The 26,054-nt window shown below is 54.6% G+C and carries 22 protein-coding genes and 3 pseudogenes; 19 read left to right on the top strand and 6 right to left on the bottom strand.

Features of this window, described 5'->3' with window-relative positions; all coding sequences use genetic code 11:
- Positions 1–50: 50 nt before the first annotated feature.
- The 9 genes and pseudogenes from purC (at position 51) to purD (ending at position 9,930) form a co-directional block, all read left to right on the top strand.
- Positions 51–794, top strand: a complete 744-nt coding sequence (gene purC / locus ACVX3G_RS01255; RefSeq protein ID WP_014194762.1) for a phosphoribosylaminoimidazolesuccinocarboxamide synthase — start codon at positions 51–53, stop codon at positions 792–794.
- A complete protein-coding gene (gene purS / locus ACVX3G_RS01250; RefSeq protein ID WP_014194763.1) occupies positions 782–1,036 on the top strand; it encodes a phosphoribosylformylglycinamidine synthase subunit PurS in 255 nt (84 codons plus the stop codon). The genes purC and purS overlap by 13 nt, the downstream gene beginning before the upstream one ends.
- Positions 1,033–1,719, top strand: a complete 687-nt coding sequence (gene purQ / locus ACVX3G_RS01245) for a phosphoribosylformylglycinamidine synthase subunit PurQ (protein WP_014194764.1) — start codon at positions 1,033–1,035, stop codon at positions 1,717–1,719. The genes purS and purQ overlap by 4 nt, the downstream gene beginning before the upstream one ends.
- Positions 1,703–3,931: a phosphoribosylformylglycinamidine synthase subunit PurL gene (gene purL / locus ACVX3G_RS01240; protein ID WP_014194765.1), complete on the top strand. Its 2,229-nt coding sequence runs from the start codon at positions 1,703–1,705 to the stop codon at positions 3,929–3,931. Before purQ ends, purL begins: the two co-directional genes overlap by 17 nt.
- A complete protein-coding gene (purF, locus tag ACVX3G_RS01235) occupies positions 3,907–5,319 on the top strand; it encodes an amidophosphoribosyltransferase (RefSeq protein ID WP_011229773.1) in 1,413 nt (470 codons plus the stop codon). The genes purL and purF overlap by 25 nt, the downstream gene beginning before the upstream one ends.
- A gap of 123 nt (positions 5,320–5,442) precedes the next feature.
- The gene (gene purM, locus ACVX3G_RS01230) at positions 5,443–6,483 is read left to right on the top strand and encodes a phosphoribosylformylglycinamidine cyclo-ligase (protein ID WP_014194766.1); all 1,041 of its coding nucleotides are present in this window, start codon (positions 5,443–5,445) and stop codon (positions 6,481–6,483) included.
- On the top strand, positions 6,480–7,112 hold the full coding sequence (purN, locus tag ACVX3G_RS01225) for a phosphoribosylglycinamide formyltransferase (RefSeq protein WP_011229775.1): 633 nt from the start codon (positions 6,480–6,482) through the stop codon (positions 7,110–7,112). The genes purM and purN overlap by 4 nt, the downstream gene beginning before the upstream one ends.
- Entirely contained in the window at positions 7,075–8,613 is a 1,539-nt protein-coding gene (purH, locus tag ACVX3G_RS01220) for a bifunctional phosphoribosylaminoimidazolecarboxamide formyltransferase/IMP cyclohydrolase (RefSeq protein ID WP_014194767.1), read from the top strand. Before purN ends, purH begins: the two co-directional genes overlap by 38 nt.
- Positions 8,614–8,636: 23 nt before the next feature.
- Positions 8,637–9,930: pseudogene (gene purD, locus ACVX3G_RS01215) on the top strand (phosphoribosylamine--glycine ligase).
- A gap of 148 nt (positions 9,931–10,078) precedes the next feature.
- Here the strand turns inward: purD and ACVX3G_RS01210 are convergent.
- Positions 10,079–10,243, bottom strand: coding sequence for a hypothetical protein (locus tag ACVX3G_RS01210; protein WP_014194769.1), 165 nt, complete (start codon positions 10,241–10,243; stop codon positions 10,079–10,081).
- Positions 10,240–10,485, bottom strand: coding sequence for a YgaP family membrane protein (locus ACVX3G_RS01205; protein ID WP_011229779.1), 246 nt, complete (start codon positions 10,483–10,485; stop codon positions 10,240–10,242). Before ACVX3G_RS01205 ends, ACVX3G_RS01210 begins: the two co-directional genes overlap by 4 nt.
- 95 nt (positions 10,486–10,580) lie before the next feature.
- Here ACVX3G_RS01205 and ACVX3G_RS01200 point away from each other — a divergent pair, with 95 nt between their 5' ends.
- The 7 genes from ACVX3G_RS01200 (at position 10,581) to ACVX3G_RS01170 (ending at position 20,074) form a co-directional block, all read left to right on the top strand.
- Positions 10,581–12,326 (top strand): adenine deaminase C-terminal domain-containing protein, encoded by a 1,746-nt coding sequence (locus tag ACVX3G_RS01200; protein WP_014194770.1) that lies wholly within the window; start codon positions 10,581–10,583, stop codon positions 12,324–12,326.
- 27 nt (positions 12,327–12,353) lie between these two features.
- Positions 12,354–13,373, top strand: a complete 1,020-nt coding sequence (locus ACVX3G_RS01195; RefSeq protein ID WP_014194771.1) for a DUF3048 domain-containing protein — start codon at positions 12,354–12,356, stop codon at positions 13,371–13,373.
- Between the two features lie 92 nt (positions 13,374–13,465).
- Positions 13,466–13,801, top strand: a complete 336-nt coding sequence (locus tag ACVX3G_RS01190) for a YerC/YecD family TrpR-related protein (RefSeq protein WP_014194772.1) — start codon at positions 13,466–13,468, stop codon at positions 13,799–13,801.
- A 97-nt stretch (positions 13,802–13,898) separates the two neighbouring features.
- Complete coding sequence (gene pcrB / locus ACVX3G_RS01185; protein WP_014194773.1) at positions 13,899–14,618, top strand: heptaprenylglyceryl phosphate synthase; 720 nt, start codon at positions 13,899–13,901, stop codon at positions 14,616–14,618.
- A gap of 28 nt (positions 14,619–14,646) precedes the next feature.
- Positions 14,647–16,821 (top strand): DNA helicase PcrA, encoded by a 2,175-nt coding sequence (pcrA, locus tag ACVX3G_RS01180; RefSeq protein ID WP_025039099.1) that lies wholly within the window; start codon positions 14,647–14,649, stop codon positions 16,819–16,821.
- A gap of 20 nt (positions 16,822–16,841) precedes the next feature.
- Positions 16,842–18,854 (top strand): NAD-dependent DNA ligase LigA, encoded by a 2,013-nt coding sequence (gene ligA, locus ACVX3G_RS01175; protein WP_014194775.1) that lies wholly within the window; start codon positions 16,842–16,844, stop codon positions 18,852–18,854.
- Complete coding sequence (locus ACVX3G_RS01170; protein ID WP_014194776.1) at positions 18,851–20,074, top strand: CamS family sex pheromone protein; 1,224 nt, start codon at positions 18,851–18,853, stop codon at positions 20,072–20,074. Before ligA ends, ACVX3G_RS01170 begins: the two co-directional genes overlap by 4 nt.
- Before the next feature lie 308 nt (positions 20,075–20,382).
- Here the strand turns inward: ACVX3G_RS01170 and ACVX3G_RS01165 are convergent.
- A pseudogene (locus ACVX3G_RS01165) lies at positions 20,383–21,129 on the bottom strand (RNA-guided endonuclease InsQ/TnpB family protein); the annotation flags it as partial.
- A 184-nt stretch (positions 21,130–21,313) separates the two neighbouring features.
- Here ACVX3G_RS01165 and ACVX3G_RS01160 point away from each other — a divergent pair.
- Positions 21,314–21,871, top strand: a complete 558-nt coding sequence (locus ACVX3G_RS01160; protein WP_011229787.1) for an LOG family protein — start codon at positions 21,314–21,316, stop codon at positions 21,869–21,871.
- A gap of 7 nt (positions 21,872–21,878) precedes the next feature.
- Here ACVX3G_RS01160 and ACVX3G_RS01155 read toward each other — a convergent pair.
- The 3 genes and pseudogenes from ACVX3G_RS01155 to ACVX3G_RS01145 all read right to left on the bottom strand — a co-directional run.
- Positions 21,879–22,169 (bottom strand): annotated as a pseudogene (locus ACVX3G_RS01155) (flavin monoamine oxidase family protein); the annotation flags it as partial.
- Positions 22,170–22,304: 135 nt separating this feature from the next.
- On the bottom strand, positions 22,305–23,081 hold the full coding sequence (locus ACVX3G_RS01150) for a VOC family protein (protein ID WP_014194778.1): 777 nt from the start codon (positions 23,079–23,081) through the stop codon (positions 22,305–22,307).
- 29 nt (positions 23,082–23,110) lie between these two features.
- Positions 23,111–23,659, bottom strand: a complete 549-nt coding sequence (locus ACVX3G_RS01145; protein ID WP_014194779.1) for a hypothetical protein — start codon at positions 23,657–23,659, stop codon at positions 23,111–23,113.
- Between the two features lie 622 nt (positions 23,660–24,281).
- On the opposite strand from ACVX3G_RS01145, the gene gatC reads away from it, so the two are divergent.
- Together gatC and gatA are read left to right on the top strand one after the other, a co-directional pair.
- On the top strand, positions 24,282–24,572 hold the full coding sequence (gene gatC / locus ACVX3G_RS01140; protein WP_014194780.1) for an Asp-tRNA(Asn)/Glu-tRNA(Gln) amidotransferase subunit GatC: 291 nt from the start codon (positions 24,282–24,284) through the stop codon (positions 24,570–24,572).
- A gap of 12 nt (positions 24,573–24,584) precedes the next feature.
- Positions 24,585–26,042, top strand: a complete 1,458-nt coding sequence (gene gatA, locus ACVX3G_RS01135) for an Asp-tRNA(Asn)/Glu-tRNA(Gln) amidotransferase subunit GatA (protein WP_011229791.1) — start codon at positions 24,585–24,587, stop codon at positions 26,040–26,042.
- The last annotated feature ends 12 nt before the right edge of the window (positions 26,043–26,054 follow it).

Raw genomic sequence — 26,054 nt, 5'->3', positions numbered from 1 at the left:
GCTGGTCGAAGCCGGCCGGCTATACAAAAGATTTTCAATCTTCTGGACAAATGGAGGCGTTGATCGTGCCGACGAAACAACAGCTGTTATATGAAGGGAAAGCGAAAAAAATTTACGCGACTGACGAGCCAGATGTGCTTTGGGTCGAGTACAAAGACAGCGCAACGGCGTTTAACGGCGAAAAAAAGGCGACGATCGCCGGCAAAGGGCGGCTCAATAACGAGATTTCCAGCTTGTTGTTTTTGAAGCTGCGCGAAGCAGGCATTGCCAATCATTTTATTGAAAAGCTGTCGCCAACGGAACAATTGGTCCGGCGCGTGACGATCATCCCGCTTGAAGTCGTTGTCCGCAATGTGGTAGCGGGAAGTTTAGCCAAGCGGATCGGTCTAGAGGAAGGGACGCCGCTTGAGGCGCCGCTTGTTGAGTTTTATTACAAAAACGACGACCTTGGCGACCCGTTGTTGTTGGAAGATCATATCTTCATTTTAAAACTCGCCAGCCGCGAGGAAGTCGCCGCGCTGAAGCAGGCCGCGCTTGCGGTGAATGACGTGCTGCGCCTCCATTTTGCCGAGCGGAACGTGCGGTTGATTGATTTTAAGCTTGAGTTCGGCCGTACAGCAGACGGAGCCATCCTCTTGGCGGATGAGATTTCACCGGACACGTGCCGGTTATGGGACGCAAAGACGAACGAAAAGCTCGACAAAGACGTGTTCCGCCGCGACTTGGGCAGTTTGACGGACGCATACGAAGTCATTTTACAACGGTTAGGGGGAGAATCGGCATGTACAAAGTAAAAGTGTATGTCACGTTGCGAGAGAGTGTGTTGGATCCGCAAGGGACCGCTGTAAAAGGGGCGCTGCACAGCTTATCGTATACGGAAGTGAAAGATGTACGAATCGGGAAGTTTATGGAGCTCGTGATTGAAGAGAGCGACCGCGACATCAACGAGCTCGTTCGCGAGATGTGTGAAAAACTGCTTGCCAACCCGGTGATTGAAGACTACCGCTATGAAATCGAGGAGGCCGTCGCCCGATGAAGTTTGCCGTCGTTGTGTTTCCGGGATCGAATTGCGATGTCGATATGTATCATGCGATCGCCGATGAACTTGGCGAAGAGGTCGAATACGTTTGGCATGACGAGGACGATCTAGACCGTTTTGACGCCATTTTGCTTCCAGGCGGGTTTTCGTACGGCGATTACTTGCGTTCCGGAGCCATTGCCCGTTTCTCCAAGGTGATGGCTGCCGTAAAAAAAGCCGCCGAAGCGGGAAAACCGGTGCTTGGGGTGTGCAACGGGTTTCAAATTTTGCTCGAAGCCGGCTTGCTTCCTGGGGCGATGCGCCGCAATCAAGGGTTGAAATTCATCTGCCGGCCGGTCCAGCTGACGGTGGAAAATCATGAAACGATGTTTACGTCTGCCTACGAAAAAGGCGAAGTCATTACAATTCCAATCGCCCATGGTGAAGGGAATTATTATTGCGATGAACAGACGCTCGAGCGCCTTGTCGAGAACCGGCAAATCGTGTTCCGTTACCATGGAGAAAATCCGAACGGCAGCTTGGCGGATATTGCCGGCATCGTCAATGAACAGGGCAATGTGCTCGGCATGATGCCGCATCCGGAGCGGGCGGTCGACGCCTTGCTCGGCAGCGCGGACGGATTGAAACTATTCCGATCGATCGTCAACTATTGGAGGGAGACGCATGTCGTTACTGCTTGAGCCGAGCGCGGCGATGATCAAAGAACAAAAGTTGTACCGTGAGATGGGGTTAACAGATGAAGAGTTTGCGCGCATTGAAGCGATTTTGGGGAGACTGCCGAACTACACGGAAACCGGCATTTTTGCCGTCATGTGGTCGGAGCATTGCAGCTACAAAAACTCGAAGCCGGTGCTGAAAAAATTCCCGACTGATGGTCCGCACGTGCTGCAAGGGCCGGGTGAGGGTGCGGGCATTGTCGATATTGGCGACGGGCTGGCGGTGGCGTTTAAAATCGAAAGCCATAATCACCCGTCAGCGATCGAGCCGTACCAAGGAGCGGCGACCGGGGTCGGCGGCATCATCCGCGACGTCTTTTCAATGGGAGCGCGGCCGATTGCGCTGCTGAACTCGCTTCGATTTGGCGAATTGACGTCGCCGCGCGTCAAATATTTGTTCGAGCAGGTCGTCGCCGGCATTGCCGGGTACGGCAACTGCGTCGGCATCCCGACCGTCGGCGGCGAGGTGCAGTTCGACCCGGCGTATGAAGGCAACCCATTGGTCAACGCCATGTGCGTCGGGATCATCCGCCATGAGGACATTCAGCGCGGCGTGGCGACCGGGGTCGGCAACACGGTCATGTACGTCGGGGCGAAAACGGGCCGCGACGGCATCCACGGGGCGACGTTTGCTTCGGAAGAGTTGAGCGAACAGTCGGAAGCAAAGCGTCCCGCCGTGCAAGTCGGCGACCCGTTTATGGAAAAACTGCTGCTTGAGGCGTGTCTTGAAGCAGTCAAGTCCGATGCGTTAGTCGGCATTCAAGATATGGGGGCGGCAGGACTCACGAGTTCATCCGCCGAGATGGCAAGCAAAGGCGGATTTGGCATTGAAATGAATTTGGATCTCGTCCCGCAGCGTGAGGCAGGCATGACGCCGTACGAAATGATGCTGTCCGAATCGCAGGAACGGATGCTGCTTGTTGTCAAGCAAGGTTGTGAAGACGAAATCGCCGCGATTTTTGCCAAATACGGCCTCGAGGCCAAAGCAATCGGCAAAGTGACCGATGACAAAATGCTCCGCCTCTTGTTCCGAGGCGAGGTGGCGGCGGAAATTCCGGTGGACGCCTTGGCGAAAGACGCGCCGGTGTATCATAAACCGTCTGCCGAGCCGGCTTATTACCGCGAGTTTCAAGCGATGCCGCCGTATACTCCGCACATCGAAGACTACAATCAAACATTGCTCGGGCTGCTCGCCCAGCCGACGATTGCGAGCAAAGAATGGGTGTACGACCAGTACGACTATATGGTGCGGACGAATACGGTCGTCGCCCCGGGATCGGACGCGGCGGTCGTGCGCATCCGCGGCATGAACAAGGCGCTCGCGCTGACGACGGATTGCAACTCGCGCTACTTGTATTTGGATCCGGAAACGGGCGGGAAAATCGCGGTCGCCGAGGCGGCGCGCAATGTCATCTGCTCCGGAGCAAAGCCGCTCGCCATTACGGACTGCCTCAACTTTGGCAGCCCGGAAAAGCCGGAGATTTTCTGGCAGCTCGAAAAAGCGGTCGACGGGATGAGCGAAGCGTGCCGGGCGCTCGGGACGCCGGTGGTGAGCGGCAACGTCTCGCTGTACAATGAAACGAACGGCGAGGCCGTGTACCCAACCCCGGTCGTTGGCATGGTCGGTCTCATTGACGATCTTTCCCATATTACGACTCAGTCGTTTAAACAAGCGGGCGACCTCATTTACGTGATCGGCGAGGCGAAGCCGGAGTTTGGCGGCAGCGAGTTGCAAAAATGGCTGGAAGGCCGCATTTTTGGAAAAGCACCGGAGATTGACTTAGAGGTGGAAGCAAGCCGCCAGCGCCAGCTGCTTGCGGCGATCCGCGCGGGGGTGGTGGCGTCAGCGCATGATATTGCCGAAGGAGGATTAGCCGTTGCGCTTGCTGAGTGTGTCATGGGTGCCTCGGGGCTTGGCGCCAAGGTGACGATCGGCGGTGACCTCGTCAGTGAACTGTTCAGCGAAACGCAATCACGCTTTGTTGTCTCGGTGAAAAAAGAGCAAAAAGAGGCGTTTGAGCAACTGGTTGAAGCGAAACAAATCGGCGAAGTGACAGACGACGGCGCATTCGTGGTGAACGGGGAGCACGGTGAGACGCTCATTCACCTTTCCGTTGCCAAGATGCGAAACGTCTGGAAAGGGGCTATTCCATGCTTGCTGAAATCAAAGGATTGAACGAGGAGTGCGGCATTTTCGGCATTTGGGGGCATGAAGACGCCGCCCGGCTCACATACTACGGGCTTCACAGCCTGCAGCACCGTGGGCAGGAAGGGGCCGGCATCGTTGTCGCGCATAACGGGAGCTTATCCAGTCATAAAGGGCTGGGGCTGGTGACCGATGTGTTTCAAAGCGGTACGCTCGATGCGCTCAAAGGGGCGGCGGCCATCGGTCATGTCCGCTATTCGACGGCGGGCGGGGGCGGCTATGAAAACGTTCAGCCGCTCTTGTTCCGCTCGCAAACCGGCGCGATGGCGCTCGCCCATAACGGCAACTTGACAAACGCCATCGAGTTGAAGCTCGCGCTTGAAGGGCAAGGAAGCATTTTTCAGACGACATCGGATACGGAAGTGTTCGCCCATCTCATCCGCCGCAGCCAAGCGCCGACGTTTGTCGAGCAAATGAAAGAGGCGCTCAGTCAGATCGAAGGGGCGTTTGCGTTTTTGCTGCTGACGGAAAAGGCGCTCTATGCGGCGCTTGATCCGCACGGGTTTCGGCCGCTGTCGCTCGGCCGGCTCGGTTCGGCGTATGTCGTGGCGTCGGAAACGTGCGCGTTTGACGTCATCGGCGCCACATACGAGCGGGAAGTGGCGCCTGGGGAATTGCTCATCATCAGCCGCGAAGGGGTGCGTTCAGAACGGTTCGCTCCTAGGCAGCCGCGGTCGATTTGCAGCATGGAGTACATTTATTTCGCTCGTCCGGACAGCCATGTCGACGGCATCAATGTCCATAAGGCCCGAAAAAACTTAGGAAAGCGGCTGGCCTTGGAAGCGCCGGCAGAGGCCGACATCGTCACCGGCGTGCCGGACTCAAGCATCTCTGTTGCCATCGGCTACGCTGAGGCGAGCGGCATTCCATACGAATTGGGGTTGATTAAAAACCGATATGTCGGGCGGACGTTCATCCAGCCGTCGCAGGCGTTGCGCGAGCAAGGAGTGAAAATGAAGCTGTCGCCGGTGCGCGGGGTTGTGGCCGGCAAACGGGTTGTGATGGTGGATGATTCGATCGTGCGCGGGACGACGAGCCGGCGCATCGTCGCGATGCTCCGTGAAGCCGGGGCGGTTGAAGTGCACGTGCGCATCAGCGCGCCGCCGATCACCCATCCTTGCTTTTACGGCATTGATACGTCGTCAAAGGAAGAATTGATCGCGGCGAATCGCACTGTTGAAGAGATTCGGCGCTTGATTGGCGCTGATTCCCTCGCCTTTATCAGCCAGGAAGGGATGCTTGAGGCCATCGGGCGTCCGGACGTCTCGCCGCAGCGTGGGCAATGTTTGGCGTGTTTCACTGGCCAATATCCGACCCGCCTCGGTCAAGCGGCGCGGCCATGTCTGACGATGAAATGATGGAGGAAGTATAACCGGTGCAGCTGACGAATGTGGTGGCGCGTTTCCGCGAGAGAAACGCTGCGCAACAAGAGCGTCGCCTGGCGTCCTGAGCGTGATGGGCGGCGAAAAGGAGGAGTTGACGTGGCAAAGGCATACAAACAAGCAGGGGTCGACATCGAGGCTGGTTATCAGGCCGTCGCCCTCATGAAAGAGCACGTGCAAAAAACGATGCGTCCCGAAGTGCTGGGCGGGATCGGCGGGTTTGGCGGCTTGTTTGATCTATCCGCGCTTGGTTACCGCCAGCCGGTGCTCATCTCCGGCACGGACGGTGTCGGAACGAAGTTGAAACTAGCGTTTTTGCTTGACCGGCATGATACGATCGGCATCGACTGTGTCGCTATGTGTGTCAACGATATTCTTGTCCAAGGGGCGGAGCCGCTCTTTTTCCTCGACTATATCGCTTGCGGCAAGGCGGTGCCGGAGAAAATCGCCGCCATCGTCAAAGGGGTGGCCGACGGCTGCGTCGAAGCCGGCTGCGCCTTGATCGGCGGGGAGACCGCGGAAATGCCAGGAATGTATGATGAAGATGAGTATGATTTGGCTGGGTTTGCGGTCGGCGTTGCGGAAAAAGAGCGACTCATAACCGGAGAGACGATCCAAGCGGGCGATGCGCTTGTCGGCCTGCCATCAAGCGGCCTTCACAGCAACGGCTATTCGCTTGTGCGCCGCATCGTGTTTGAACAAGCGAAATTGTCGCTTGATGAGATTTACGAGCCGCTTGATGTTCCACTCGGCGAGGAGTTATTGAAGCCGACGCGCATTTATGCGAAACTGTTGCGCTCCGTGCGCGAGCGGTTTACGATCAAAGGGATGGCGCATATTACCGGCGGCGGGTTGATCGAAAACATTCCGCGCATGCTGCCGCCGGGAATCGGCGCGCGCATTCAGCTCGGTTCATGGCCGATTTTGCCGATTTTTGACTTTTTGCGTGAAAAGGGCAGCCTTGAGGAAGAAGAAATGTTTTCCGTCTTTAATATGGGCATCGGCCTTGTGCTCGCTGTCAGTCCGGAAACGGCGGCTCCTCTTGTTGAGTGGCTTTCGGAACGAGGCGAACCGGCGTACATCATCGGCGAAGTGGCCGAAGGAGCGGGCGTGTCGTTTGCTGGAGGGGGCTGGGCATGAAGCGGCTGGCGGTGTTCGCTTCAGGAAGCGGCACGAACTTTCAAGCGATCGTGGACGCGGCCAAACGCGGCGATTTGCCGGCTCGTGTGGCGCTTTTGGTCTGCGACCGCCCTGGTGCGAAAGTCATTGAACGAGCGGCGCGCGAAAACGTGCCGGCGTTTGTGTTTTCCCCAAAAGACTACCCGTCCAAAGCGGCGTTTGAGAGCGAGATTTTGCGTGAGCTAAAGGGGCGCCAAATCGACTGGATTGCGTTGGCCGGCTATATGCGCTTGATCGGGCCGACGCTGCTTTCGGCTTATGAGGGGAAGATCGTCAACATCCATCCGTCGCTGTTGCCCGCGTTTCCGGGCAAAGATGCGATCGGCCAAGCGTATCGGGCTGGTGTATCGGAAACGGGCGTTACCGTTCATTACGTCGATGAGGGAATGGATACCGGGCCGGTCATCGCCCAGCGCGTTGTTCCGATCGTGCCGGGCGAGCCGATCGAGGCGCTTGAGGAGCGCATCCATCAAGTCGAACACGAGCTGTACCCGACGGTGTTGCGCATGCTGCTAGGGGAAAAGGAACAACAGGAAGAAAGGATCGAGAACGATGGCAGTGAAACGAGCATTGATCAGCGTGTCCAATAAGGAAGGCGTCATTCCGTTTGCGAAGCAGCTGGCTGAACTTGGCATTGATATCATTTCGACCGGTGGGACGAAACGAGCGCTTGAAGACGCCGGCGTTCCCGTCATTTCGATTTCCGATGTCACCGGCTTTCCGGAAATTTTGGACGGGCGCGTCAAAACATTGCATCCGGCCATTCACGGCGGCATTTTGGCGGTGCGCAGCGATGAGCGCCACCAAGCAGCGCTCGCAGAGCATGGCATTCGCCCGATCGATTTGGTCGTCGTCAACTTGTATCCGTTCCAACAAACGATCGCCAAACCGGATGTGACGCTCGCGGAGGCGATTGAAAACATCGATATCGGCGGCCCGACGATGGTGCGTGCGGCGGCGAAAAACTATGCTGATGTCGCGATTGTCGTCGATCCAGCCGACTATCCGATGGTGATTGAAGAACTGAAAACGACCGGTTCGATCCAAGCAAAAACGCGGCAACAACTGGCGGCGAAAGCGTTCCGCCATACGGCGGCGTATGACGCGATGATCGCCGAATATTTGACCGGTCTCACCGGCGAAGAGTATCCGGAAACGCTCACCGTCACCTACACGAAAAAACAGTCGTTGCGCTATGGCGAAAATCCGCATCAATCGGCGGCGTTTTACGCCAAACCGCTCGGCGCGGCGTTCTCGATTGCCAAAGCGGCACAGCTGCACGGCAAAGAGTTGTCGTACAACAACATTAACGACGCCAATGCGGCGATCAACCTCATTCGCGAATTTCAAGAGCCGGCTGTGGCCGCCATCAAACATATGAACCCGTGCGGCGTCGGGGTCGGTGCCACGCTTCTTGAGGCATTTACGAAAGCGTACGAGGCCGATCCGGTCTCGATTTTCGGCGGCATTGTCGCCGTCAACCGGGAAGTGGACAAAGAAACAGCCGAACGGATGCACGACATCTTTTTGGAAATCGTCATCGCCCCATCGTTCAGCGACGAGGCGCTCGCCATTTTGACGAAAAAGAAAAACATCCGCTTGTTGACGCTTGATTTTGCCGCGCCGGACGTCAAGGAAAAAATGCTCGTTTCCGTCAATGGCGGCTTGCTCGTCCAAGAGGCCGATACGTTCACGCTCGAAGACGCTGAATGGAACGTCGTTACGAAGCGCGAGCCGACCGAGGCGGAGCGCGAACAGCTTCGGTTTGCTTGGAAGGTTGTCAAACATGTGAAATCGAATGCGATTGTACTGGCCAAAAACGGGATGACAGTCGGCGTTGGCGCCGGGCAAATGAACCGGGTCGGCGCGGCCAAAATTGCGATCGAACAAGCCGGGGAACAGGCGGTTGGCGCCGTGTTGGCGTCCGATGCGTTCTTCCCGATGGACGATACGGTTGAAGCAGCAGCAAAAGCCGGCATTACCGCGATCATTCAGCCGGGCGGCTCGATTCGCGACGCGGATTCGATCCGCAAAGCGGATGAATACGGCATCGCCATGGTCTTCACCGGCGTGCGCCACTTTAAACATTAAGCGTGGCAAAGGAGAGGGAGACGATGAATGTACTGGTCATCGGACGAGGCGGGCGCGAGCACGCCATCGCCTGGAAAGCGGCGCAAAGCCCGCTTGTTGGCAAGCTGTATGTAGCGCCGGGAAACCCGGGCATCGCGGACGTGGCGGAACTGGTCCATATTGATGAGCTCGATATTGAGGCATTGGTGCAGTTTGCGAAACAACAGGCGATCGATTTGACGATCGTCGGGCCGGAAGCGCCGCTTGCTTCCGGCATTGTTGACCGTTTTATGGCCGAGGGGCTTCGCATTTTCGGCCCAAGCCAGAGGGCGGCGCTCATCGAAGGAAGCAAGGCGTTTGCCAAAGAGCTGATGAAGAAATACGGCATCCCAACGGCGGACCATGCGGCCTTTACGTCGTACGAAGAGGCGAAAGCTTATATTGAACAAAAAGGCGCGCCGATCGTCATTAAAGCGGACGGATTGGCCGCCGGAAAAGGCGTCACCGTCGCCCAAACGGTGGAAGAAGCGCTTGCCGCGGCGAAGGCAGCGCTTGTCGACGGACAATTCGGCACAGCCGGCAGTCAAGTTGTCATTGAGGAGTATTTAGAAGGGGAAGAATTTTCGTTTATGGCGTTCGTTAACGGCGAGAAGGTGTATCCGCTCGCCATCGCCCAAGACCATAAGCGGGCGTATGACGGAGACGAAGGACCGAACACCGGCGGCATGGGAGCCTACTCGCCGGTGCCGCAAATTTCGGATGAGATGATGGATGCCGCGCTAGAGGCCATTTTGCGGCCGGCGGCGAAAGCGTTGGCGGCGGAAGGACGGCCGTTTCTTGGCGTGCTGTACGCTGGATTGATGGCCACGGCAAATGGGCCGAAAGTGATCGAATTCAACGCCCGCTTCGGCGATCCGGAAGCGCAAGTCGTGCTGCCGCGTCTGAAGACCGATTTGGTGGAAGCGGTACTAGCGGTGATGGATGGAAAAGAGTTGGAGCTTGAATGGACGGATGAGGCGGTGCTTGGCGTCGTGCTGGCAGCTAAAGGTTACCCCGGGGCTTACGAGCGCGGGGCCGAAATCTGCGGGTTGGACCGAATTTCCCCTGATGCGTTGTTGTTCCATGCTGGCACCAAACGAGAAGGCGGCGCATGGTACACCAATGGCGGACGCGTTCTCCTGTTAGCGGCCAAAGGGGGAGACGCTCGCAAAAGCGAAGGAAAAAGCGTACGAGCAGTTGGCGGCGATCGACTGCGACGGCTTATTTTACCGGCGCGACATCGGCCGGCGCGCTATCGAACGCGCCTCCGCCGCATATACACGTATGAAAGGGCGATAATGCCGCCGATTAACGCGGCCAATACGAACGACATATCGGTCATATACTCGAGCAGCATGGTGGTTCACTCCTTTGTAGTCGAAGGTGTCCCAAGTATGGGACACCTTTTTTGATGATGTTTGGCTAGTCCACAATGCCAAGCCGCGAATCATGTTGCTTTCTTCTCTTTCGTTGACAGTTGGCACTCTTCATTGGCCGTTTCGATACATAGCAGCACGTATCGCTCACGATGCGAAAAATGTTGCCGAATGACGGTGGAATGGAAGACATCGGCAAAAGCGGTGCGCAACGTCGGACGGATGTCCTCCCTCATGTCGGATTGACGACCGCTTCCTTTTCCTCTTCAAACAGCTGCCGGCGCTGCATATTGTCAAACAGGGCGGTCATCGGACAAAAACGGGTGATCCCTTCTCCGACTTTCATCGCCCCAAGCAAAGCGGCCCACAAATAGGATGTGCACCATGGCCGCCGGGCGAGGCGGGCGGTGGCCCAGGCGATGACAGTCAGGCCAACCGTGATGCGAATGAATGCGTTCACAATGCCGATATTCGCCATCGGTCTGTCCCCTCCTTATATTTTTATTGTGAAAGTCGCTTTTGTGCGTTAAAATGGTTGTATGGAACGATTAGGAAACAAGGGACGGGGTGTCAATGGGCGAACAACGTTACCGATGGAAAGGCAGCGAACTGCGTGCACAAGCAGCGGTGATTGATGGCAAACAATCGCCGACGAAAGTATTGGTGAACGCCACATATTTGCATTCGTATTTTCGTGAATGGGTAAAAGGAAACATATGGATCCATGGCGACCGCATCGTGTATGCCGGAGAGCGTCTTCCCGATCGTGTCGACGAGGCGTGTGAGATCGTCGACTGCCGTGGGTACGTGCTCGTTCCCGGCTACATTGAGCCGCATGTTCATCCATTTCAATTATATAATCCCCATTCGTTTGCCCGTTATGCAGCGGCGCACGGAACAACAACACTCCTCAACGATAACTTGTTTTTGCTTTTGCAGCTCGATGATGAAGAAGCGCTTTTCTTTTTACAAGAAATGAATGCGCTTCCAACGTCGATGTATTGGTGGTGCCGGTTTGATGGGCAAACGGAGCTCGAGCGCGAAGAGGAACAAGTGTCCAATGCTCGGATCAAGCGCTGGCTTGACCAAGAGGCGGTGCTTCAAGGCGGTGAGTTGACCTCATGGCCAAAAGTGGCGAGCGGCGATGACATCATCTTGTACTGGATGCAAGAAGCGCATCGGCGACGCCGCAAAATTGAAGGGCATTTTCCGGGGGCGTCGGAAAAGACGCTTGTCAAAATGGCGCTCTTTGGCGCAGATGGCGATCATGAGGCAATGACGGGAAAGGAAGTGCGCATGCGCCTTTGGCACGGCTATACCGTCGCGCTTCGGCATTCCTCGATTCGCCCCGATTTGCCGGTGCTGCTTGAAGAGATGAAAGCGCTTGGCATCCGGCATTATGATAAATGCTTGTTGACGACGGATGGCTCGCCGCCGGCGTTTTATGAGAATGGGGTGATCGATTGGCTGATCCGCATCGCGATCGAGCATGGCGTGCCGGTGATCGATGCCTATGCGATGGCGACGATCAACGCCGCCCGCCACTACGGCATCGAGCATCTTCACGGCAGCATTGCCACCGGCCGCATCGCTCATATCAACTTTTTGCGCTCGGCTCACGATCCGACGCCGGCGCAAGTGCTCGCCAAAGGCGAATGGGTGAAGCGCGATGGAGAAGCGCCGCCTCTCTGGCCGGCGCCGGAATGGTCTCGGTTTGGCATTCGGCCGCTTTCGTTGTCATGGGAGCTTGAATGGGATGATTTGCAATTTTCCATGCCGATGGGGCTGCGCATGGAAAACGCCGTCATTTTAAAACCGTATTCCGTGTCGATCGATACGTCGCGCGATCGTTTAGGGCATGACCATGATGAGTGTTTTCTGGCCTTGTTTGACCGAAACGGCCGCTGGCGCGTCAATACGATGTTAAAAGGTTTTTCATCGGTGCTTGGCGGGCTGGCGAGTTCTTACTCGAACACCGGGGATTTGATTTTGATCGGCAAGCATAAGGAAGATATGATGCTCGCCTTCCGGCGGATGAAGGAGATCGGCGGCGGCATTGTGCTCGCTGAGGACGGAGAGATTTTGTTTGAGCTCTCGCTTCCTTTAGGCGGCATGATGTCCTCCTTGGAGGTGGATGAATTGATCAACGAAGAAAAAACGTTCGTCCGTTTGTTGCGCGAGCGTGGATATCCGTTCGAAGACCCGGTGTATTCGTTGCTCTTTTTGCAATCGACCCACCTGCCGTATGTGCGCGTCACCCAACGCGGCATTTATGATGTGATGCACAAAACGGTACTCTTTCCTTCGATAATGCGGTAAAATAAAAAAGAAAAGGTTGTGTGTCCATTGAAACATTGGCTGTTCGTCATCAGCTGCGCGGCATTGTTGTTAGGGGGCTGCACGACCAAAAGCGAGCCGAAGCAGGCTGAACCAGCCAAACCGGCTCCTCGGCAGGAGCAGCCGTCCAAGCCTCGGGCGGAGGAACAACAAACGTTCCCGCTGACGGGGCTGCCGGCGAAAGGGAACATCCATCAGCGGGTCGTCGGCGTGATGATCAACAACCACCCGAAGGCGCGGCCGCAATCGGGGCTTCGTGCGGCGGACATCGTGTATGAGGTGCTTGCCGAGGGCGATATCACCCGTTTATTGGCGTTGTACCAAAGCGAATTGCCGGAGCGGGTCGGACCGGTGCGAAGCGCGCGTGATTACTATATTGACTTGAGTGAAGGCTACCATGCACTGTATGTATGTCACGGCTGGAGTCCGGAGGCGAAAGCGCGTCTTGAGGGAGGCGGAATCGACTATTTGAACGGATTGTTTTACGACGGCACATTGTTTCAGCGCGTCCCGTTCCGCAAGGCGCCGCACAACTCATACATTTCATTCGCCAACATCGAAAAAGGAGCGAAACAAAACGGGTATGCTTGGACGGACCACGTTGCCCCGCTATCGTTTCGCACCGATGAGCCGAGCGGCCAAAAGGTCGAGACGGTTCACATCGCCTATTCGCATCGCGCCTATGCCCAGGTTGAATACCAATATGTTTCGGAACAAAAGGGGTATTACCGGTACAGCGGCGGCGAGCAAACGATCGATTATGATACGCATAAGCCGGTTGTCGTGCAAAACGTCATGATTATCGCTGCCCGGCATCGAGTCATCGATAGCCACGGACGGCGCGACATCGACCTCGCCTCTGGTGGCAAGGGGTACTTGCTGCAGGGCGGCGTCATGCAGCTGATCGAATGGAAAAACGTCGACGGCCGGCTGCTGCCGTACCATAACGGGGCTCCGATCGGATTCGTGCCGGGAAAAACGTGGATCAATATCGTGCCGGAACTGGCGATCGTCCAGTGGAAATCATAACCGCCTTGTCTGTTGCAAGGCAAAGGGGCGGTGGATTCGCAGATTGGTTGGCTACAACATTTTTCCCGCCAAAACGCAAGGAGGAAGCAACTATGCAAATTGACAAACTGCGCGGCAGAGAGTTGGATCAACTGTTTAAAGCGATTTTATCGCTGCGCGATTTAGAAGAGTGTTACCGTTTTTTTGATGATTTATGCACCGTGAATGAAATCCAGGCGCTCGCCCAGCGGCTCGAGGTCGCCCGCATGCTGCGCGAAGGATATACGTATCACAAAATCGAAACGGAAACCGGAGCGAGCACGGCGACGATTTCGCGCGTCAAGCGCTGCCTCAACTACGGCAATGATGCTTACGCCATGGCGCTCGATCGCATTAAAGAGGAGCAACAGCAAGAAGAGAAAGAAGCCGACGAAGCGGTCACAGACTGACGCGGCAAGGAGATTCCTTCCATTTGCAAAGGAACTCCTTTTCTTTTTGCGGATTTGTTATAATGGAACAATGGAGACGGAGTGGAGGGTTGCCGCTATGGAGGAGATTCGCGCTTGGCGCCATGTGTTTAAACTCGACCCGAATAAACCGATTGATGACGAGCGCCTTGAGCGCCTTTGCGAGTCGGGAACGGATGCCGTCATCGTCGGCGGAACCGACGGGGTGACCATCGACAACGTGCTTGATTTATTGGCTCGCATCCGCCGTTTTTCGGTGCCATGCGCGCTCGAAGTCACCGACGTCGAAGCGCTGACGCCGGGATTTGACGTATATTTGGTTCCGATCGTGTTAAACAGCCGGCAGGCGGAGTGGATCATCGGCCGTCATCACGAGGCGGTGAAACAATACGGTGATATGATGAACTGGGATGAGATTGCCGCAGAGGGCTATTGCATTTTAAATCCGGAATGCAAGGCCGCCAAGCTGACGAGAGCCGATACGGAGCTTGACGTCGACGATATTGTGGCCTATGCCCGTTTGGCTGAGCATTTGTACAAGCTGCCGATTTTTTACCTTGAGTATAGCGGAGTTTATGGAGATCCGTCTGTCGTGGAAAAAGTGAAACAAGCGCTTGATCAGACGCAGCTGTTTTACGGCGGCGGCATCACAACTCCTGAGCAGGCGGAGCATATGGCGCGCTATGCCGATACGGTGGTCGTCGGCAACGCGATTTACGACGCGTTCGAACAGGCGTTGGCGACGGTGGCGGCGGTGAAGCAGATGGCTGGTCAACGCAGCGGCGATGATGGAAAATAGAACATATGTTTTGTTGGTGGTGGACATGATGAATTTTTTATCGGAAAAGCTGCTTGCGCATTTAAACAAAGAACAGCAAGAAGCCGTTAAAACGACAGAAGGCCCATTGCTCATCATGGCGGGAGCGGGCAGCGGAAAAACGCGCGTGCTGACGCACCGGATCGCCTATTTGATGGCGGAAAAACAGGTGGCGCCGTGGAATATTTTAGCCATTACGTTTACGAACAAAGCGGCGCGTGAAATGAAGGAGCGGGTGCAGGCGCTCTTAGGCGGGGCGGCGGAAGACGTGTGGATTTCGACGTTCCATTCGATGTGCGTCCGCATGTTGCGCCGCGACATTGACCGCATCGGCATCAATCGCAATTTTTCCATCCTTGACCCGACGGATCAGCTTTCGGTCATCAAAGCGATTTTGAAAGACAAAAATATCGATCCGAAAAAATTTGAGCCGCGGACGATTTTAGCGACGATCAGCGGGGCGAAAAACGATTTGCTCACGCCCGAGCAATTCGCAAAGCGGGCATCGACGTACTACGAAAAGATCGTCGGCGACGTGTATCAAGAGTATCAACAGCGCCTTCTCCGCAATCATTCACTCGATTTCGACGATTTGATCATGACGACGATCCACTTGTTTGACCGCGTGCCGGATGTGCTTCAATATTACCAGTATAAGTTCCAGTACATCCATATCGATGAGTACCAGGATACGAACCGCGCTCAATATACGCTGGTGAAAAAGCTCGCAGACCGGTTTCAAAATATTTGCGCCGTCGGCGATGCCGACCAGTCGATTTACCGGTGGCGCGGGGCGGACATTCGCAATATTTTATCGTTTGAGCGCGACTACCCGAACGCGAAAGTCATTTTGCTTGAACAAAACTACCGCTCGACGAAACGCATTTTGCAGGCGGCAAATGAAGTCATTGCGCATAACGTCAATCGAAAACCAAAGCGGTTGTGGACGGAAAACCCGGAAGGGAAGCCAATCGTCTATTATGAAGCGATGAACGAAGTGGACGAAGCGCAATTTGTCGCCCGCCGCATTCAAGAGGCGGTTGAGAGCGGGGAGCGCCGCTACCGCGATTTTGCCGTGCTTTATCGGACGAACGCCCAGTCACGCGTCATCGAGGAAATGTTTTTAAAAGCGAACATTCCGTACCAAATCGTCGGCGGCTTAAAGTTCTATGACCGGAAAGAAATTAAAGACATTCTCGCTTACTTGCGCGTCATCGCCAACCCCGATGACGATTTGAGCTTGCTTCGCATCATCAACGTGCCAAAGCGTGGCATCGGCGCCTCTACGATCGACAAACTTGTCCGCTATGCGGCCGAGCATGAGCTGTCCTTGTTTGAAGCGCTCGGCGAGCTGGAGATGATCGGCTTCAGCGCGAAGACGGCCGGGGCGCTCGCCGCGTTTCGCGGACAGCTTGAGCAATGGACGCAGCTGCAAGAATACGTTCCGGTGACGGAACTTGTGGAGGAAGTGCTCGACCAATCGGGCTACCGCGAGATGCTCAAGGCGGAACGGGCGATTGAAGCGCAAAGCCGGCTTGAGAACTTGGACGAGTTTTTGTCGGTGACGAAGCATTTCGAAAATGTAAGCGACGATAAATCGCTCGTCGCCTTTTTAACCGACTTGGCGCTCATTTCTGATTTGGACGAGCTGAATGGGACAGATCAGGCGGCCGAGGGCGATGCCGTCGTCTTCATGACGCTGCACGCCGCCAAAGGGCTTGAGTTTCCGGTCGTGTTTTTGATTGGCATGGAAGAAGGCATTTTTCCGCATCTTCGTTCACTGGAGAATGAGGATGAAATGGAAGAAGAGCGGCGGCTGGCGTATGTCGGCATCACTCGGGCCGAGGAAGAGCTCGTATTGACGAACGCGCAAATGCGGACGCTGTTTGGCAACATCCAAATGAACCGGCCGTCGCGCTTTTTAGATGAGATTCCCGCGCATTTGCTGGAGACGGTCTCGCGTGGGAAACCGTCTGTTTCCCGTTCAGCGTCCGCTCGCTTGCAGGCAGGCGGCGCCATCAGGGTGTGGAAAGTCGGAGACCGGGCGAACCATCGGAAATGGGGAATCGGTACGGTTGTCAGTGTCCGTGGCGAAGGTGACGACCAAGAACTCGATATCGCCTTCCCGAGCCCGATCGGCATTAAACGTCTGCTCGCTAAATTTGCGCCGATTGAGAAAGTATAGAAAGGAGAACGGGTGAACGTATGGACCGCCAACAAGCCGAACGGCGCGCGGCCGAGCTGCGCGAACTGCTGCACCGCTATGGCTACGAATATTATGTGCTCGACCGGCCGTCCGTCCCGGACGCCGAGTATGACCGGCTCATGCAAGAGTTGATGGCCATCGAGGAACAGTATCCGGAATTGAAAACGAGCGACTCGCCGACCCAGCGCATCGGCGGCCCTCCGCTTGAGGCGTTTCGCAAAGTGACGCATGTTGTTCCCATGATGAGTCTCGCGAACGCGTTTGACGAAGGGGATTTGCGCGATTTTGACCGCCGCGTCCGCCAAGAGGTCGGCGAAGCAGCGTACGTGTGCGAGTTGAAAATCGATGGTCTCGCTGTCTCCGTCCGCTATGAAGATGGTTATTTCGTCCAAGGGGCGACGCGCGGCGACGGAACGACCGGCGAGGACATTACGGAAAATTTGAGAACGATCCGTTCACTGCCGCTTCGGCTGAAGGAGCCGGTGTCGCTGGAGGCGCGCGGCGAGGCGTTCATGCCGAAAGCGTCGTTTTTGCGCTTGAATGAGGAGCGAAAAGCCCGAGGCGAGGAGCTGTTTGCCAACCCGCGCAACGCTGCGGCTGGCTCGCTCCGCCAGCTCGATCCGAAAGTGGCGGCGTCGCGCCAGCTCGATTTGTTCGTTTATGGTTTGGCCAATGCTGAAGAGCTTGGCATTGAGTCGCACAGCGAGGCGCTCGACTACTTACAGGCGCTTGGGTTTAAAGTGAATCCCGAGCGGCGGCGCTGCGCCAACATCGATGAGGTGATCGCCTTCGTCAACGAGTGGCACGAAAAACGGCCGCAGCTGCCGTACGAGATCGACGGCATCGTCATTAAAGTCGACTCGTTCGCCCAACAGCGGGAGCTTGGTGCGACGGCAAAAAGCCCGCGCTGGGCGATCGCCTACAAATTCCCAGCCGAGGAAGTGGTGACGACGCTCATCGGCATTGAGGTGAACGTCGGCCGCACGGGCGTCGTCACTCCGACAGCGATCTTAGAGCCGGTCCGCGTCGCCGGCACGACCGTGCAGCGCGCCACTCTTCATAATGAAGATTTTATACGGGAAAAAGACATTCGCATCGGCGATGCGGTCATCATTAAAAAAGCGGGCGACATCATCCCGGAAGTGGTCGGCGTCGTCGTCGACCGGCGCGACGGGGATGAAACGCCGTTTGTGATGCCGACGCATTGTCCGGAATGCGAAAGCGAGCTCGTCCGCCTAGATGGAGAAGTGGCGCTCCGTTGCTTAAACCCGAAATGCCCGGCCCAGCTGCGCGAACGGCTCATCCATTTTGCCTCAAGAGCAGCGATGAACATTGAAGGGTTGGGCGAAAAAGTCGTCACCCAACTGTTTAACGCTGGCCTCGTCCACGATGTCGCCGATTTGTACCGGCTGACGAAAGAACAGCTCATCGGTTTGGAACGGATGGGCGAAAAGTCAGCAACCAACTTGCTTGCAGCGATTGAGGCATCGAAGCAAAACTCGCTCGAGCGGTTGCTGTTCGGTCTTGGCATCCGCTACGTCGGAGCGAAAGCCGCCCAACTTTTGGCTGAGCATTTTGAAACGATGGAGCGGCTGGAAAAAGCGACGAAAGAGGAATTGATGGCCGTGCCGGAAATTGGCGAGAAAATGGCGGACTCGATCATCGCCTTCTTTTCCCAGCCAGAAGCGGCCGAGCTGCTCCATGAGCTGCGGCTTTACGGCGTCAACATGGCATACAAAGGGCTGAAGCGGGCGGCTGAAGCGCCTGCTGACTCCGCCTTCGCCGGCAAAACGGTCGTCTTGACCGGCAAACTCGCGTCGATGTCGCGCAATGAGGCAAAAGAAGAGATTGAACGGCTCGGCGGGCGCGTCACCGGCAGCGTCAGCCGCAGCACCGACATCGTCATCGCCGGTGAGGACGCCGGATCGAAGCTGGAGAAAGCCCAGCAGCTTGGCATTGAGATTTGGGACGAATCACGATTTTTGCAAGAGATCAGCAGGGGGAAACGATGAAACGAATCTCACCACTTCACAGTTTGGTTGCCTGCCGTTGGACGAATCGGGCCCGAAAGCGGTTGGCCGCTGTCGGCCTCGCTTCGATTTGTTTGTTGTCTGCGTGTGCGCCGAAGTTTGACAAAGGTGAGGAAGTCGTGCAAGACAAAGGCAGCAAACAGCAAGAAGCCGTCATCCCGAAATACAACATTGCCGACTCGTATTACCGCGTCATCCTTCCGTTCAAACCGTCCGGGGCCCGTGGGGAGGTCGTCAATGATTTAAATACGCGCCTTGATGTCGACGAATTTGAGACGGGGCTCATGCGCTTGGCCACTGAGCAGTTTCCGTCGGATGAGTACTTGTTCCAAGAGGGGCAATATTTAGACAGCGAGACGGTTGGAAAATGGCTCGCTCGCAAGAAGACGACTCGCCAGCTGAAGGAAGAGAAAATGAAGCCGGAAGACAACATCGGCTTAAACCCACCGATCAGCGACACGGGAACAAACGAACAAAAAAACAAACAAAGCCCGATTTATTTGGCAAGCATTTTGGAACATGATTATTTGGTGAAGATCGACAACGACAAAGTGAAGCTCGGCGGCATCGCTATCGGCCTGGCGTTAAACTCCGTCCACTATTATTCGACCGAGCAAGGCTATCCGCGGGAGGTCAAAATCAAAGACGATGTCATCGAACGGGAAGGAAAGCGGATCGCCGCCGAGGTGCTGAAGCGGCTGCGGAGCATGAAAGGGCTTGGGAACGTGCCGATTACGATCGCCCTGTACAAACAAGCGCCCCGTTCATCTGTTGTTCCAGGCCACTTTTTCGCCGTCGCCCATGTCGATGAAGGAAGCAGCACCATCGATGATTGGGAGGCGGTAAACGAGGAATATTATTTATTCCCGTCCGATGAGGCGGAAGAGAACCATCGTGATGACTGGCTCAAATTCAACAATTTTAAATCAGATGTTGAAGACTTTTTCCCGAACTACACGGGCATCGTCGGCAGAGGGTTGTACGTCAACGACCAGCTTCAGAAGTTAACGATCAACATTACGATGCCGTTTTACGGCAAAGCGGAAGTGATCGGCTTTACCCAATACGTGACCGGCTTGGTGATGGAAAAATTCCCGGACTACATCACCGTTAATGTCTACATCGCCTCGGCCGGCCAGCCGGAAAGCCTCATCGTGCGCCAGGCGAAAGCAGACGAGCCGTTTGTGCATATTTATCAATGACAACGTGCCGCATCCTCTCTGGACGAGCCAGAGGGGATGTGTTTTTTGCGACGTTGCGGTTCGAAAAGGCTGGTGTAAACGGATTCGGTGGCAGCCCCTGTCGGTGTGATTTGCCGGATGGGGGACAGACTGGTGAACTACCCCCACTTAATTTTCTAGCGAAAATTTGAAGTGGGGGCTTCCAAAGAAGTTTGACTGCTTCAAGCAATCCTTATTCTTTGAGGCGTGTCCACTTCGCCGCTAGAGCATAAGACACTCAGGTCTACAGCTTTACTTTTCTTTAAGATGTTTAATGCGCCATTGACATCCTGTTTACGAGTGGTGCCTTTGATTTTTTGCTTATCTTTCATGCTTTGAAGTCTGGCATTTTCTTTGTTAAACCATTGATTTATACTTTTTAATCTCCGCCCATCAATGATGAATGATCTGCCGTCTGATGTGACACAAGTGGCAAAATTGTTTAATCCTAAATCAATTGCCAGTGCTTTTTGGTCATTTAATTCTCTTTGATCTTCAGGCATTTCATATTTGTACTGAATCTCAAAGAACCTGGCATGATGCTTAGGAATGATTTCAATCTGCTTAATCTTTTTGTCCAGTAACACAGGCGGAATCGTTATCGTGATAGGCTTGTGAGTCTTTTTAAATAGGCGAGAATACGGTATCGTGAATTTGTTGCCGTCTATACGAATCTGGCCAATGATCAGTGAATGAAAGCCATCTTTTTTAAGATATTTTGGAATACTGATAGCCTTGTGGTCATATTTTCCTTGTTTGGCAAGACTGATCAAACCAAAGAAAGATTTAAAGGCTTCATTGACCTTTTTTAAAATTTGCTGTGCCATGTTGCTGTTTAACAGCTTATAGTTTTCGTTAGTTTTTGCAAGATGATCGTTTTTCTCATAATTAAGAAATTCCTTGTGTTCAAAATAGTATTGTCTGACATTGTACAATCCGACGTTGTACATGTTCTTGGCAATATGGCACAGTTCTCGAAGAGTCAAGTATTCTTCTTTGGTCAAACCATTTAGCTGTTGTTTGATACAAAAATACATGTTTTCACCTCCCATCTAACTATATTATACTATATTTTACTGAATCTATCCTATTTTCAGCAAAATATAGTTAAGGCGATTCATCTCCCACTTACTCCGCTTCGCTTTGTTGAAGTGGGAGTCTTCTCGCCTAATTAAGATAAAATAATGAAGACCTAGATGCGAGTAAAGGTGTGTCGCGATCATGAAAGCCATCTGTGTGTTTTGCGGATCAAGTTATGGACAAAGCGTAAAATACAAGGAAGCGGCGAAAGCGCTCGGAACGTTTTTAGCCCGAAGCGGCATTACGCTCATTTACGGCGGAGGGACACGGGGCTTGATGGGAGAGGTTGCTGAGGCGGCGCTCCGTCATCAAGGGCGCGTGGTTGGGATCATTCCGCAATTTTTGAAGGACCGGGAAGTGGCGCATAATCGGTTGAGCGAACTGTTGGTCGTCGATACAATGCACACCCGCAAAGCGAAAATGTACGAGGCGGCCGACGGATTTATCGCCATGCCAGGGGGTTATGGAACGTACGAGGAGCTGTTTGAAGTGCTCTCGTGGTCGCGCGTCGGCCTCCACCAAAAACCGATTGGCCTGCTTAACGTGGAAGGGTTTTTCGATCCTCTTCTTCATTTGCTTCGGCATACAGTTGACAGCGGATTCGCCGCGCCGGAAGACCTTGAGCTGATTGTCAGCGCCGAAGACGTTCCGACGCTGTATGGACAGATGAACACATTTTGCCGTCGCCGCCACTCTTGACCGTGGACGGGTGAAGCGGCAAGTTGAATTTTTGGATGTATTCCAGCGTCAAAGCATGGGTGTGAGGAATGCGCATCGCGCCGGCTTCGAGATACTGGTCGTCGCGAAAGTGGGAGCGGAGCGTGTAGATGCGGCCGCCGACCCGCTCGGATGCTTCTAAGATGGTGACGCGATGACCCGCCTGCTTCAGCAATGACGCTGCGACAAGTCCGGCCATTCCGGCGCCGATGATGACGATATGTTGAGGCGCCGTCGTTTTCTTTAAGCCGTGGCGAATAATCGAGATCATCGTTTCCATTGAGAGTTTTGGAGAAACATACGGGTGGGACACGGTTGGACTCCCCCTTTGCCGTTTTCACCGCGCGAGGATGAAGGTGCGGTTATTCCATCTTATTCCGCGGCAAAGGGGAGTATGTGAGAATAGGAATGCCCGTCACGGCCTGGAAACGATATACGTCGCGCCATCGATTTCGATGGAGCGCTGTTCCTGCACCCCCACAATCCGGCACGAAAACGGGCGCGTTGATGGATGACGTCGGTCAGCCTCATAGAACCGAATCGCAATGCCGCCGACAGCGAGCTTCGCATACGCTCCCGCCTCATCGCGCCCGACATCGGGTTTGGGCAAGTCAAACAGCCGGCGGTAGCCGTTGACTGCCCGCTGGAGACCGAGGGTGTAGATGCTAATTGACGACAGCGAAACAGAGCCAATCGGGTGTCTCATGAGCGGCGCCAGCTCGTTCATCCGCACGTCATCGCCGTCGCCCCATTGGATGAAAAACGGATAGCGAAATGCACCGTCTGTGTCGTCTTCGATAAACAGCATCGACCATGTCAGCCGCTTGCCGTCATCGCGCTCGCGGCTGCCGGGGAGCGGACCGATTGGGGTAAACCCGTTTCGTTTGAGATGTGCCGCCACCGCTTCGATGTTGTTCGTGCGGAAGGCAAATTGGGAGAAGCCGTTTCCTTCTTGGCGGTCGGCGACAAGCTGGGCGATGAGCGGATTTCCGCACGTTCTCGCCGTCTGTCTATCAGCAATGCCGATCCATTCAATGTAGCGCAAATGCTCAAAGTAACATAAGGCGTTGTACGTTCCCCATGACGGATGGCGGCCGCCGTGGATGGCTGTAAACCCCCATTGTTCAAACGCCGTTTTCGCTTGCTCCGGTCGTTCGGTTAAGTGGACGAGATGGTCAAACGCGACATTCATGGCGGCGACCTCCTCCTAGATGGAATCGATCAGCGGAACAACATTTCTTTCAGCTTGTAAATGATTCGTTCGTTGTCGACGGTGCGGTGGGCGATAAAATTCAAGTCCAGCTTGATGTCTTCGATTTGGGCAGTCAATTGTTCGTAACGGGAGTCTATTTTTTGTTCGAGGCGGTCCACCGTTTGTTTCAATGAGGCAAATTCCTGGTGAAGCTGGTGGACGTCGGCGGCGAGAGCTTCCAGTTTGGCGTCTGTTTCGTCTTGGCGGTGGAGGAGAGCAGCTACGATGCCGTTCAATTCCGTTTGCCCAGCGCGAAGCGAATCTTGTTCTTGACGCAGACGCTGTTGTTCCAGGCGGATTTCCTGCTGCTCTTTTCGAATCTCTTGTTGTTCTTTTCGGATTTCTTGTTGTTCTCTCCGAATTTCTTGTTGTTCTTTTCGGATTTCTTCTTGTTCCTGGCGAATGGCGATTTGTTCACGCTCGAGCCGCTCTTGCCCTTCGACAAGCAGGCGGAGCGTGCCGTCCATCGCGTTCAAGCGGTCGAGCACTTGGGCGAGCAAAGCGTCACTCATCGTCATGATTCCCCCTTTTTCGTCCGTTACAGCCATTATAGTACATATGTTCGGGATTGTCAATCAAGAAAATTTGAACATCCATGGCGGACAAACTCCTTCACATTCCTTGTTTGTCAAGGATTTATTCCATATCGGTGCAAAAAAATCCTCCCGATTTTTGTCAGGAGGGTTCTCCCATGGAAGCGAATACTTTTGGCAATGCGATGAAGATTACGTAATCTGCATATGTCCATGGATGATTTTGATTTGGCAGCGACATGCAATTTCCCTCCTTGTGCTTTCATTTTATCGTATTTCTTTGAATAAAAAAAGGCGTCACGAGCGATTCCTTCCTGTGTCTAAAATAGGAGCTCGTCCTTTTCCTCCCATCAACCGTTTACTCATGCGTGTGCCATCCCATCGTGCGCTGTTCAGGAAAACGAAATATTCCTACATCAAACATCAAATCCCCCCGGTTTCACGCCTGCCTTCGCTATTGGGAGATGTTATGGAACGTTGTATTCATTTGCATCGTGAATATATAGATTGATTCTCGCCCAGAACACGTGGCAACGGTTGCTTCATTGGATAAAAGTTTGGTATCATCATGGTATTGTGATAGGTCGAACTCGTTGGAGGTGAAACTATGTCGCGAATTTCCATTGACCAAGTGAAACATGTCGCCGATTTGGCGCGGTTGGCGATTACGGATGAAGAGGCCGAGATGTTTACGAAACAGCTCGATGCGATTATTACGTTTGCTGAGCAGCTGAATGAATTGGATACGGAGAACGTTCCGCCGACTTCGCACGTGCTTGATATGAGAAACGTGATGCGCGAGGATATTCCAGAACCGGGGCTGCCGCGCGAAGAAGTGTTGAAAAACGCGCCAGATCAGCAAGACGGCCAGTTCCGTGTGCCGGCCATTTTAGAGTAAGGAGGGGGATTTATGTCGCTTTTTGACCATTCCGTGTCAGAATTACATACGTTGCTGAAGAAAAAAGAAGTGTCGATTTCCGATTTAGTCGACGAATCGTACCGCCGCATCGATGAAGTGGAAGAGAAAGTGCAAGCGTTTTTAACATTAAATGAAGAACAGGCGCGGGCGAAAGCGAAAGAGTTGGATAACCAGCTCGCCAAAGGCGAAGAAACGAACCCGCTGTTCGGCTTGCCGATCGGCATTAAAGACAACATCGTCACAAAAGGGCTGCGTACGACATGCGCCAGCAAAATTTTGTACAACTTTGACCCGATTTACGACGCCACTGTCATGGAGCGGTTGAATGCCGCAGGGACGATCACGATCGGGAAGTTGAACATGGACGAGTTCGCCATGGGCTCGTCGACGGAAAACTCCGGGTTTCAGCTGACGCGCAACCCGTGGGACTTAGAGCGCGTTCCGGGCGGCTCGAGCGGCGGTTCGGCGGCGGCGGTGGCGGCCGGCGAAGTGCCGTTTGCTTTAGGTTCTGATACGGGCGGTTCGATCCGCCAGCCGGCAGCGTTTTGCGGGGTTGTTGGCTTGAAGCCGACGTACGGACGCGTCTCGCGCTTTGGCCTCGTCGCGTTTGCCTCGTCGCTTGACCAAATCGGCCCGATTACGCGCACGGTCGAAGACAACGCGTATGTATTGCAAGCGATCGCGGGCGTCGACCCGATGGATTCGACTTCAGCGAACATTCCAGTGCCGAACTATGTGGAGGCGTTAACGGGCGATATCAAAGGGTTGAAAATCGCTGTGCCGAAAGAATATTTAGGTGAAGGCGTCGATGAAGGCGTGCGCCAGTCAGTGCTTGCGGCGCTTGCCGTGCTTGAGAAGCTTGGCGCGGCGTGGGAAGAAGTGTCGCTGCCGCATTCAAAATACGCCTTGGCGACGTACTATTTGCTCGCTTCGTCCGAGGCATCAGCGAACTTGGCTCGCTTTGACGGCGTCCGCTACGGCTATCGGACGGACAACGCGAAAAACTTGATCGATATGTATAAACTGACGCGAAGCGAAGGGTTTGGGGCGGAGGTCAAGCGCCGCATTATGCTCGGGACGTTCGCGTTAAGCTCGGGCTATTACGATGCGTATTACAAAAAAGCGCAAAAAGTTCGGACGTTGATCAAGCGCGACTTCGAAAACGTATTTGAACGATATGACGTCATCATCGGCCCGACAACGCCGACGCCGGCGTTTAAAATCGGCGAGAAAACGAGTGATCCGCTGACGATGTACATGAACGACATTTTAACGATTCCAGTCAACCTTGCGGGTGTACCGGCGATTTCTGTGCCGTGCGGCTTTGTTGATGGCTTGCCGGTCGGCTTGCAAATTATCGGCAAGCACTTTGATGAAAGCACCGTCTACCGCGTCGCCCACGCTTTTGAACAAGCGACCGACTACCATAAGCAAAAACCGGTGTTGTAAGGGAGGTTAGGT

This window comes from Geobacillus sp. PLS 41 (genome assembly GCF_056494105.1).
Note: the sequence above shows the minus strand (reverse complement) of the source record. Positions and strands in the feature narration are given on the sequence as shown.